Genomic DNA, 10,972 nt, shown 5'->3' on the forward strand with positions numbered 1-10,972 from the left:
TGATGAGCTTTCATGGCAATAGTCCGTGCGTCATCGTAGGGAGTGCGGAACCCTGTCCCACGGGGGCGCGCCGAGTGCCCGGACCTTTGTCACGCGCCCCGTGCGTACAAGCGGGCGACGACCTCCTCGATGTCCGGCTCCAGCACCGCCACATCGCGCAGCCCGCCCTGCTGGGCCAGGCGCGCGATGAGGCCGCCCGCCGGAACGCCGTCGAGGGCGAAGACCACGCGGTGGCCGTCGTCCTCGACCCGGTCGACCTTGGCACCGGGTACGTGCGGCAGTTCGTCGTACGGAGTGTCCAGGTCCACCACGACGCGGCGCTGCGACCCATGGCGCGCGTGCAGTTCGGCGAGGGTGCCGTCGTGCACGACGCGGCCGTGGTCGACCACGACGAGCCTCGGGCACAGGCGTTCGATGTCGGCGAGGTCGTGGGTGGTGAGCATGATCGTCACGTCGCCGCCCGCGCCGAGGTCGGCGAGGAACCCGCGCAGCGCCTGCTTGCTCACCACGTCAAGGCCGATGGTCGGCTCGTCGAGGAACAGCACCCGGGGACCGTGCAGGAGCGCCGCGGTGATCTCGCCGCGCATGCGCTGGCCGAGCGACAGCTGACGCACCGGGGTGTCCAGGAACGCGTCGAGGTCGAGCAGCTCGCGGCAGGCCGCGAGGCGTTCCGCGTGCTCGGCCTCGGGGACCGCGTAGACGTACCGCAGCATCCGGAACGACTCGCGCAGCGGCAGGTCCCACCACAGCTGCGAGCGTTGCCCGAAGACCACGCCGATGCGGCGGGCCAGCTGCTTGCGGCGCGGCACGGGTTCGACGCCGCACACGCTCAGTTCGCCGCCGCTCGGCGTCAACACGCCGGTCATCATCTTGAGCGTGGTCGACTTGCCGGCGCCGTTCGGGCCGATGTAGCCGACGGTCTCGCCCTGTCCGACGGTCAGGTCGACACCGGCCACCGCGGCGACCGTGTGGGTGGTGCGCCGCAGTCGGCCCGCCTTGCGCTTGACGGTGAAATCCTTGCGCAGCCCGGTCGCGCGGATGGCCGGGGTGACGCGCGGGGTACGGCTCATGATCCTGTGCTCCTGTACTGACGGATTCCGGTACGCCACAGCAGCAGTGCGGCGGTCCACGCGACCGCCGCGACGGCGGGGGTGCACCATGCAACCCATGCCGGGGTGCCCAGCGGGTCGGGGCGGCCGAGCAGGGCGAGGGCGGGCTGATACCCGGCGAACGCCAGGCCGAGGCCGTACGCGAACACCGAGCGCAGCCACGACGGGTAGACGGTGACGGGGTACGAGCCGAACTGCCGTCCCCCGTACGTGAACGCGTTGGCGATCTCGCCCGAGTCGATCCACCAGAAGGCGACCGTGGCACCCGCGACGAACACGGCGGAGAACAGCGCGGCGGCGGACAGCGGCGCCACGACGGCGAGGACCGCGCGGGCCGGCGTCCAGTCGAGGTCCGCGTACACGAGCACCCCGACGTACAGTGCCGCGCTCTGCACCACCCGCCCGACCTTGCGGAACGGGAAGTCGGTGGCGAGCAGTTGGCCGAGCGGGCTCAGCGGGCGGACCAGGACGCTGTCCATCAGGCCCAGGCGGACGTAGCGGTTGACGTCCTCGATGTTGCCGACCGCGAGGTCGGCGATGTGGAAGCCGAACTCGCACAGCGCCGCGATGAGCAGGGCCTCCCGCAGCGAGAATCCGCCGAGTTCGGGCGTGACGCGGAACAGGACGATGACGGTCAGGATCTCCAGGAGCGTCATCACCGAGGTCAGCCCGGCGTCCAGGGCGAACGACAGTCGGTACTGGCTCTGGCTGCGGATCTGGGCGCGGACCAGCTCCCGGTACGCCCGTGCGGAGTCACCCACCCTGCACCACCAGGCGGACGACGGCCCTGCGCTGCACGACCACGCACAGCGCGAACATCAGTGCGGCCCAAACGAGTTGCAGCAGCACCGTGGCGGCGGCGGTGGCTCCGGAGGTGCGCTCGACGGCGACGTCCAGCGGGATCTGGAAGACGCTGGGGAACGGGGTGCCGCACCACAGCAGCCACTGCGCCCATTCCGGCAGGAAGCGCAGCGGGAAGTAGGAGCCGCTGAGAATGCCGACCGCGAGCGTCCACAGCATTGCCGGGCCGCGCACGTCGAGCAGCCAGAACGCGGACAGGTTGACGAGGTAGCGCCCGGCGAAGCTGACGAGCGTGGCGGCCGTCACCGACACCGCGAACAGCGGGTACGTGACGGCATGTTGCGGCAGGTACATGGTGTAGAAGACGAGCCCGAACACCACGGGTACCAGCAGGCGGCCGAGCAGGGCCTGCGCCGCGCGGCCGAGGTCGGCGGCGGCGTACGCGGCCAGCGGGTCGACCGGCCGCAGCAGGTCGGAGGCCACGTCACCGGCGGCCACCCGGTCGGCCAGTTCCTTCCAGTTCCACAACCAGACGACGTTGAGCAGGCCTTGGCCGACCCAGACGAAGGTGACGAGTTGGGCGGCGGTGTAGCCGCCCGGGCGGCCGCCGCCCGCTTCGGCGACGGCGGTCAGGACGGCGACGAGCATCGCGCCGAACACGACGTTGGTGAAGACGCCCGCGATCATCGCCTGGCGGTACGTCGAATAGCGCCGGAACCCGGCGGAGGCGAGTACGAGGAAGCAGCGGACGGTGTCGGAGAGGGCTCGTGCGCTCGACGACGGGCGGCCGGAGTCGGGGTCAGTATCCGGGTCCGCGTCCGTGTACGGGCCCCTTCCGAAGGGGCCGGGCTTTCGGGACGAAGGTGGTCGCGGGCATGCGGCGGCAGACGGCATGACGAACTCCTCTGGCGCCGGGCACGCCGAAGTGCCCGACGCACGGCGTCAGTTGGGTCGGTCGCTCTTGGTTTCGCCGCGGCGGTCCTGATACGGCGCAATCGCCGTCGAATCCGGCCGCGGCACCCCGGGCAAGGCCGCGTACACTACCGGACGCAACCGCACTCGACCCGGCGAATTCACCCGCAGGAGTGGGAGGGACGCGGTCAGACGTCGCGGACGTCGACGTCCCGTTCCGGCGCCGTGGAGGGCCACAGAGGGGCGCCGCGGGGGGCGCCCTCGGTCAGGTGAGATCGTCGGGGTGGGTGCCCTCGGGGCGTACGCCGAGCCCCGGGAAGTCGACGTAGCCGCCGCTGGTCCACGCGCGCACCCGCATGCCGGCCGCCGCGGTGATGCCCCACTGGGCGAAGGCGTCCAGCAGCAGGCCGCCCGCGCGGCGGCCGTGCTCGGCGCCCGGGCGCAGCCAGACCTGGCGCGACAGGCCCGGAATTCCGCCGAGTTCGAGGCGGTCCTGGCCGATGCGCAGTTCGACGGTGCGGCTGGGACGCGCGACGTCGCCGATCACCAGCAGTATCGGCTCGATCCACCCCACCAGCGGTAGGTCGGTGACCGCGGACGCGAGCAGTTCCGGCAGCGCGACGGCGAAGTCGTCCCAGTCGCGCGGGTCGGGGCCGAACGGCAGGAACAGTTCGGCGAGTGCCATGTCCGGGCGGCTGACACACCACGCGTACGGCAGCCCGGTCAGCCCGGGGGCACTCGCGAACCGCCGCTGCTCGCGGGCCTCCCACGTGGTCGTGGGGAACAGCTCCATGGTCAGCGCGCCGCGTGCGTGGTCGCGGGCGAGCCGCAGCGTGATGGTGCGGCTGCGCCAGCGCAGCCATGCCCCCGGACCGCCGCGCCAGGGCGCCGGACCCATCGCGGCGGTGACCGCGGCGACCAGTCGGGTGTGCGCGGCGTCCAACTCGCGCTCCCGGTCGCGGGGGAACGCCGCGCCGGGCAGGCCCCAGGACTCGCCGGACAGCCCGGCGCCGAAGCCGAGATTGCGCCCCGGTCCGGAGGGGGCCGGCAGGTCAGGGCCTGGAGTGGGAACCGGGATGGGCACCTCGAAGTGCAGTGCCGGGCAAGGATCCGCGTCGTCGGCGGGCTCCCACCGGCACGTCAACCCCGGCACGCCGGGATCCAGTTCCGAGGAGTCGTGCACCGCCGTGCGCCATGACAACGTGGCGACGACGCGCTCCAAGTCGTCGCGCGTCCACGTGCCCCAATCGGCTTCGCGGGCGGCCAGTAGTGTCCGGGTGAGGGTGTCGGCGGCAGGCATCACAGAAGCGGCCATACGGGTGATGGTGACACCAGAACAGCCTTTTCGGCAGTCGCGCGTGCGAGGGACCTGATCGACACTCCGCGGAGAGCGACGAACCCGCATGTCACATGGTCCTTATGGACGCTTGCCGTCTCAACCCCGCGGCCACTTCCACAATCTCCCGTCATCGCGACAACGATCGACTGGGAATCGACTGGGAGATCAACTCTCCGAGGCCCCATCCTGACGCTCCTCCTGTCTCCCGCAGCGACTTCTGCCAGGTGCGCTCAAGCGGTGCCGCGATGCGTCGCTGCACGCCCGGCGACACGTGCGAATACACGGCCTCGACGCCGTCGACTTTTTGCCCCATGCGCTTCTCCACTGCCACGCGCGACAGTCGGCCTCATCGCCCCACCTCGGTGTTGTTGACCTCTGCTCCCGTATCCCGCACGCTCAGGGCAATCTCGGTGAGGAGGACGGGGTGGGGAGCTGCGGAGCCTGCGGCGGCAATGGCTGGATGCCGATGGACGGGATATGCGGGGGGTGCGGGGGCTCGGGCCGTTGGTCGATGAACCCGGAAGACCAGATGTCGTGCGGCGGGTGCGGTGGTTCCGGGCGCGCACAGCAGATGCAGCCGTGCCCGAACTGCGGCGGCTCGGGCGGGCAGCAGGAGTACGGCGGCGGGCCGGTGTACTCACCGCCACGCATGCCGATGTCCCCTGCCGCCCGCCTCAAGGTCATGGCCATGAATCTGATCGTCTTGGGAGGCCTGGCCGGGTACGTCTACTACACGACGCGCTGACGCCCTACGGCGCGCCGCCTCCGTCGGGGCAGTCAGCCAAAGGCAGGTCGCGGATGTGGACGATGCCCTTGTCCGCGTCGGGCCACGCGAACGTCCGGCCGCTGGGCGGCACCTCGGGCTCGGACGCGTGTACGGTCTTGGGGCTTGGGCAGGACCCGCAGCGCGCCGTGGCCCTGGGTCGTGCACGCCACCAACGGTGGGGCACCGACACGTCGGGCTGGAGGGCGGCCGTGTACTCCTGAACGCAGTAGGTCTGCCCGGGGTACCTGGGCGAACGGTGTGGCGGGGGCGGCGCGGGGTGCGTTCCGGAGGCGGTGGCACGTACGGCTCCGGATCGCGGTGCAGTCGTCGGAGCTTGACCCGTGCGCGGGACAGCCGGGACCGGACGGTCCCGAACGTCAGCCGCCATCAGCTGCCCTACCCGGAGCCCGCGCGGCATCTGGCCCTCGAACCGAACACAATCCGCCGGACCAGACGCTCTTTCAGGCTTCGCGTTCCAGGCCGATGCCCGGGTCCGGCGCGCTGTTGAGCTCCGCCCGGATCTGCGCCTCTTGGACCCGCTCGCTCATCTCCCGTTCGGAATCACCCGCCTGCTGGGCCGCGTTGGCCGCGTTGAGGGCTGCCGCCGCCGCGGATATGCCGTCGTGTGTCTCTTGCGATACGCCGTCTCGGTCCGCCATGTGTCCAGCAAATCGTCGGCAGCGGTGCTCCGGCTAGCCGCTTCGCGCGGCATCGCCCTTTCGGCGCCTCGCACCGCCCGACGCGCCGGTCCCGCAGGTCGCGCGGTCGCGCGGGTGGCGCGGTGGCGCGGGTCAGAGCACGCTGCGTTCGGGGTACTGGCCGCTCGGGGTGACGATGGTGCCAGCCTTGCCCGCCAGGATATCGACGGCCTGCTCCAGCGATCCGATCGCGGCCATGTCGCCGGTCATCTCGACGAAGTGGCAGACGGCGTCGACCTTCGGGCCCATCGAGCCCGCCGGGAAGTCCTCGGCGCGCAGGATCGCCGGGGTGGCGTTGGGGATCTCCTCGGCCTGCGGCGTACCGAAGCCGCGCATGACGCGGGGTACGTCGGTGAGCAGCAGGAGTGCGTCGGCGTCCAGCGCCTCGGCGAGCAGGGACGCGGTGAGGTCCTTGTCCACGACGGCCTCGACACCGACCAGCTGGCCCAGTTCGTTGCGCATGACCGGTACGCCGCCCCCGCCCGCGCATACCGCGATGGCACCGGAGTTGAGCAACTGCCGGATCAGCCGTGTCTCGACGACGCGGCGCGGCCGGGGCGACGGGACGACGCGGCGCCAGTACTGCCCGTCCGGCTTGACGGTCCACCCGCGTTCCGCGGCCAGGGCGGTGGCCTCGGCCTCGTCGTACACCGGTCCGACGAACTTGGTCGGGTTCTCGAACGCGGGGTCCGCGGCGGAGACGAGGGTCTGGTTGATGAGCGCGCAGACCTGGCGGCCCGGCAGCGCGTTCTGCAGGGACTGCAGCAGCCAGTAGCCGATCATGCCCTGCGTCTCGGCGCCGAGGACGTCGAACGGGTACGGGATGGTCAGCGACTTGTCGGCGGCGGACTGGAGCGCGAGGATGCCGACCTGCGGGCCGTTGCCGTGCGTCACGACGAGCTCGTGCTCCTCGGCGAGCGGGGCCAGCGACTTGACGGCCTTGCGGATGTTGGCGAGTTGGATGTCCGCGTCGGGCTTGTCCCCACGCTGGAGCATCGCATTTCCGCCGAGGGCGACGACAACGCGCATGATGATCGCTTCCCTTCCGGGGACAACGGGCGGGGCCGAATACCGCCTGATTTACCAACTGATGTGGAGAAATCAGACAGAGGCTGGGCGGGGTGGACCGCAGTGGAGCCTGGCGCCGGGCCGACGGCGGAACGCCACCGGGACGCCGCCGGGACGCGTACGCCCGGGAACCCGGTCGGGACCCGGGCGCACGCGGTTTCGGGGCGTCAGTCGCCGAGCGTGGCGACCATGATCGCCTTGATGGTGTGCAGGCGGTTCTCGGCCTCGTCGAACACGATCGAGAAGTCGGCCTCGAACACCTCGTCGGTGACCTCGAGGGCTTCCATGCCGGTCTTCTCGTAGATGTCCTCGCCGACCTGGGTGTGCCGGTTGTGGAAGGCCGGCAGGCAGTGCATGAACTTGACCTTGGGATTCTCGGTCGCCTTCACCACGTCCATGTTGATCTGGTACGGCTTGAGCAGCGCGATGCGCTCGTCCCAGACCTCCTTGGGCTCGCCCATCGAGACCCACACGTCGGTGTAGAGGTAGTCGACGCCCTTGACGCCCTGCTTGACGTCCTCGGTGTGGGTGATCATCGCACCGGTCTTGGCCGCGATCTCCTTGGCCTTGGCGATGATCGCGTCGTCGTTCCAGAGGGACTTCGGGGCGACCATGCGCACGTCCATGCCCAGCATCGCCGCGGTGATCATGAGCGAGTTGCCCATGTTGTTGCGGGCGTCGCCGAGGTACGCGAACGAGACGTGGTGCAGCGGCTTGTCCGAGTGCTCCTTCATGGTGAGCATGTCGGCGAGCATCTGGGTGGGGTGCCACTCGTCGGTGAGCCCGTTCCAGACGGGGACGCCCGCGTACTTGCCCAGTTCCTCGACGTACTCCTGCTTGGAGCCGCGGTACTCGATGCCGTCGTACATCCGGCCCAGGACGCGCGCGGTGTCCTTCATCGACTCCTTGTGGCCGATCTGCGAGCCGGTCGGGTCGAGGTAGGTGACGTTGGCGCCCTGGTCGTGCGCGGCCACCTCGAACGCGCAGCGGGTGCGGGTCGAGGTCTTCTCGAAGATGAGCGCGATGTTCTTGCCCTTGAGGCGCTTCTGCTCGATGCCGGCGTACTTGGCGGCCTTGAGGTCGGCGGCGAGGTCGATCAGGAACTTGAACTCCTGCGGAGTGAAGTCCAGTTCCTTGAGAAAGTTGCGGTGACGCAGGTTGAAAGCCATGTCTCCAGTGTTTCTCTTCGTGCGTTCGGGCGGTTCGGGGGGTCAGGCGACCGGGTCGCGCTCCACGGGGCAGCTCATGCAGCGCGGTCCGCCGCGTCCCCGGCCCAGTTCGCTGCCGCGGATGGTGACGACCTCGATGCCGTTCTTGCGCAGGAACGTGTTGGTGGTGACGTTGCGCTCGTACGCGAGGACCACGCCGGGTTCGACCGCGAGCACGTTGCAGCCGTCGTCCCACTGCTCGCGCTCCGCCGAGCGCACGTCCTGGGTGGCGGTCAGCACGTTGATGCTGTCCAGGCCGAGCGCGCGGGCGATGGCGTCGTGCATGTCCTCGGCGGGGTGGTCGCTGACCTTCAGCTCGTCGTCGCCGTCCCCCGGTTCGATGGTGTACGAGGGGAGCATGCCCATGCCGCCGTACTTCGTGAACGTCTCGCCGTTGAGCATCGTCATGACCGTGTCGAGGTGCATGAACGCGCGCGCCTTCGGCATGCGCAGCGCCACGACCTTCTTCGCCGAGCCCTTGGCGAACAGCGCGCGGGCCAACGCCTCGACGCCCATCGGCGTGGTGCGCTCGCTCATCCCGACCAGGACCGCGCCGTTGCCGATGACCAGGACGTCGCCGCCCTCCATCGTGGCGGGGTACGCGGACTGCCCCGGGTTCCACACGTTGTAGTCGCCCTTGGCGAACATCGGGTGGTAGTTGTAGATCGCCTCGAAGTGCACGGTCTCGCGGCGGCGGGCCGGCATCTGCATCGCGTTGATGGCCACGCCGTCGTAGACCCAGGCCGAGGTGTCGCGCGTGAACAGGTGGTTCGTCACCGGGATGAGCACGAAGTCGTCGAGGTCCATGGTGTGGAAGGCGACGCTGTGCGGCTCCTCGATGTGCTCCAGGACCTCGCGCTTGGTGATGCCGCCGATGAGGTGGGTGACCAGCGTGTCCGTGTCGAAGTTCTCGAACAGGCCGCGCAGTTCGTCGACCGCGAGGAGGCCGTACGCGCGCTCGTCGAAGACCCGGTCGAGGATCAGCTTCTTGGCGGCCGGCTCGCTGCCGACGGTGTCCCTGAGAAGTTCGGCGAACAGGTAGACGGTGATGCCCCGGTCCCGCAGCGCGTCGGCGAACGCGTCGTGCTCCTCGCGGGCCCGCTTGACCCACAGGACGTCGTCGAAGAGCAGTTCGTCCTTGTTGGTCGGGGTCAGCCGCTTGAGCTCCAGGTCCGGTCGGTGCAGGATGACCTGCTTGAGCCGCCCGGTCTCCGACTGGACGTTGAAACCCATGGAACCTCCTTGGCAGTGCGGGGGTTTCCCGCGGTTTTCCGGGGCCGCCGCGCTGGTGGCGCGACAGGTGTCACTTGGTCGGCCCGCGCTCGGGACCGTCGGTGGGGAACGTGCCGACCGCATTGCCGGACGCGTCGTGCATGACCTCGTTGGGCCCGTACTCGCCGCGCGACGCCTTGACCCAGATGTAGACCGGGATGCCGACCAACAACAGGATCAGACTCTTCAGCACGGCGTCGGCGCCGGATCCGTAGACCATCCAGATGGTGAAGGCGAGACCGACGATCGCCACCGTGAGGTCCCTGGCCAGCTTGCCCCGGCTGACCGCCCGCTCGCGGGTGACCAGCCAGAACAGCTGGGCCGCGGCGGAGAACAGGTACGGGATGACGGTCGTCACGGTGGCCAGCAGCAGGATGTCCTCGAAGGCGTCCTCGGACCACAGGTAGTTCATCGCCATCACAATGATGGTGAGCGTGGTGCCGACGAGGATGCCGACGTACGGCACCCCGTTGCGCATTCGGGTGAAGGCGTTGGGGAACATGCCGTCGCGGGCCGCCGCGAAGGGCATCTCCGCCACCAGCATGGTCCAGCCGTTGAGCGCGCCGATGCCGGAGATGATCGCCATGGTGGCCATCACGTCGCCCCAGATGCTGCCGCCGAACATGTGGTTGAGCGCGTCCGAGAACGGTGCGGTGGAGCCGACGAGTTCGCCGTGCGGGACGGTGCCCATGATGGCGACCGTGGACAGCATGTAGACCGCGGCGCACGCGAGGCAGCCGAACACCGAGGCGCGGGCCACGTTGCGCTCGGGGTCGCGTACCTTCTCGGCGGCGATCGCGACGGCCTCGATGCCGGAGTAGGCGAAGACCACGAGCGCGGCGGAGGTCTGCAGCGCGTCGAGGAAGCTGCCGCCGCTCGCGTTGAACGGGCCGAAGTTGGCGCCCTTGAGGAAGAAGAGGCCGACGATCGCCACGAAGAGGAGCGGTACGAACTTGAGGACCGTCGTGATCAACTGGAAAGCGCCCATGTTCTTGACGCCGGACAGGTTGATCAGCGCGGGGACCGCGAGGCCGACGAGCGCGACGAGGATCTTGCCCGCGGTCGAGTCCCAGTGCAGGAAGTAGTTGACGTAGCCGACCCACGCGACGGCGATGCCTGCGTTGCCGATCCACGCGGTGAGCCAGAAGGACCACGCGGTGAGGAAGCCGGCGAACTCGCCGAACGCGTCGCGGGCGTACGCGTAAGGGCCGCCGGACGCCGGGATGCGGGCGCCCAGCTTGCCGAAGATCATCGCGATGAGGATCGCGCCGACGGACACCAGGCCGAAGGCGAGGATGGAGATGGTGCCGTACTGGGCCAGCGTGGCCGGCAGCAGGAAGATCCCGGTACCGATCACACCGCCGATGACGAGGGCGGTGGCCTGGGCCAGGCCGAGTGTCCCGGTGGCATCCGGTCCGGCGCCCCCCGGTGCGGTCGCGGTGCTCGGCGTGCTCGAAGGAGCCGGCGTGTGGCTCATCGCGATCCTCCTACGGCCCGCGCACCAGGAGACACATACGTCCCTTTTATTGGGCTATGCCAGATTACCGACAAACCCGTCATTCGCGATCTTGCTCCTTCGTGCGAGCGCCGCCCCGGACGCGGAGGCCACGAGGCGCGGCGACCCTCGACCCGGTGCACACAGGATGGTGGCCATAAATACGGATAGATGGTGATAACAGCGCTTCTGATACCCCGACCTGGTGCCCCGTCACTCCTCCTGGCGCGCCGTTTCTGCGCCACCGGGGTGGCCCGCCGCCATGGCACGACCAGGGCCCTGGGTCCGCACGATGTGTGCGGAC

10 protein-coding genes are annotated in these 10,972 nt (G+C 69.7%); 1 reads left to right on the plus strand and 9 read right to left on the minus strand.

The window, feature by feature from the left end; translation table 11 throughout:
• Positions 1-89 precede the first annotated feature (89 nt).
• From AB0C36_RS31105 to AB0C36_RS31120, 4 genes are all read right to left on the minus strand, one after another.
• Positions 90-1,070 (minus strand): ABC transporter ATP-binding protein, encoded by a 981-nt coding sequence (locus AB0C36_RS31105; RefSeq protein WP_358360580.1) that lies wholly within the window; start codon positions 1,068-1,070, stop codon positions 90-92.
• Complete coding sequence (locus AB0C36_RS31110) at positions 1,067-1,870, minus strand: ABC transporter permease (RefSeq protein WP_358360582.1); 804 nt, start codon at positions 1,868-1,870, stop codon at positions 1,067-1,069. Before AB0C36_RS31110 ends, AB0C36_RS31105 begins: the two co-directional genes overlap by 4 nt.
• Positions 1,863-2,804, minus strand: a complete 942-nt coding sequence (locus AB0C36_RS31115) for an ABC transporter permease (RefSeq protein ID WP_358360585.1) — start codon at positions 2,802-2,804, stop codon at positions 1,863-1,865. The genes AB0C36_RS31110 and AB0C36_RS31115 overlap by 8 nt, the downstream gene beginning before the upstream one ends.
• A 283-nt stretch (positions 2,805-3,087) precedes the next feature.
• Entirely contained in the window at positions 3,088-4,137 is a 1,050-nt protein-coding gene (locus AB0C36_RS31120) for a hypothetical protein (protein WP_358360587.1), read from the minus strand.
• A gap of 535 nt (positions 4,138-4,672) precedes the next feature.
• Between AB0C36_RS31120 and AB0C36_RS31125 the strand changes: the two genes are divergently transcribed.
• The gene (locus AB0C36_RS31125) at positions 4,673-4,906 is read left to right on the plus strand and encodes a hypothetical protein (RefSeq protein ID WP_358360590.1); all 234 of its coding nucleotides are present in this window, start codon (positions 4,673-4,675) and stop codon (positions 4,904-4,906) included.
• A 482-nt stretch (positions 4,907-5,388) separates the two neighbouring features.
• Here AB0C36_RS31125 and AB0C36_RS31130 read toward each other — a convergent pair whose 3' ends face one another.
• The 5 genes from AB0C36_RS31130 to AB0C36_RS31150 all read right to left on the minus strand — a co-directional run bounded on the left by AB0C36_RS31130 (position 5,389) and on the right by AB0C36_RS31150 (position 10,650).
• Complete coding sequence (locus AB0C36_RS31130; protein ID WP_358360592.1) at positions 5,389-5,586, minus strand: hypothetical protein; 198 nt, start codon at positions 5,584-5,586, stop codon at positions 5,389-5,391.
• A 132-nt stretch (positions 5,587-5,718) separates the two neighbouring features.
• Positions 5,719-6,654: a carbamate kinase gene (gene arcC / locus AB0C36_RS31135; RefSeq protein ID WP_358360595.1), complete on the minus strand. Its 936-nt coding sequence runs from the start codon at positions 6,652-6,654 to the stop codon at positions 5,719-5,721.
• Positions 6,655-6,860: 206 nt separating this feature from the next.
• Positions 6,861-7,862: an ornithine carbamoyltransferase gene (argF, locus tag AB0C36_RS31140; protein WP_358360598.1), complete on the minus strand. Its 1,002-nt coding sequence runs from the start codon at positions 7,860-7,862 to the stop codon at positions 6,861-6,863.
• Between the two features lie 42 nt (positions 7,863-7,904).
• Positions 7,905-9,134 carry an arginine deiminase gene (locus tag AB0C36_RS31145; protein WP_358360601.1) on the minus strand — a complete coding sequence of 410 codons (1,230 nt, stop codon included), beginning with the start codon at positions 9,132-9,134 and terminating at the stop codon, positions 7,905-7,907.
• A 70-nt stretch (positions 9,135-9,204) separates the two neighbouring features.
• On the minus strand, positions 9,205-10,650 hold the full coding sequence (locus AB0C36_RS31150) for an amino acid permease (protein WP_358360603.1): 1,446 nt from the start codon (positions 10,648-10,650) through the stop codon (positions 9,205-9,207).
• Positions 10,651-10,972 lie beyond the last annotated feature (322 nt).

This window comes from Streptodolium elevatio (assembly GCF_040649515.1).
Lineage (GTDB): Bacteria > Actinomycetota > Actinomycetes > Streptomycetales > Streptomycetaceae > Yinghuangia > Yinghuangia elevatio.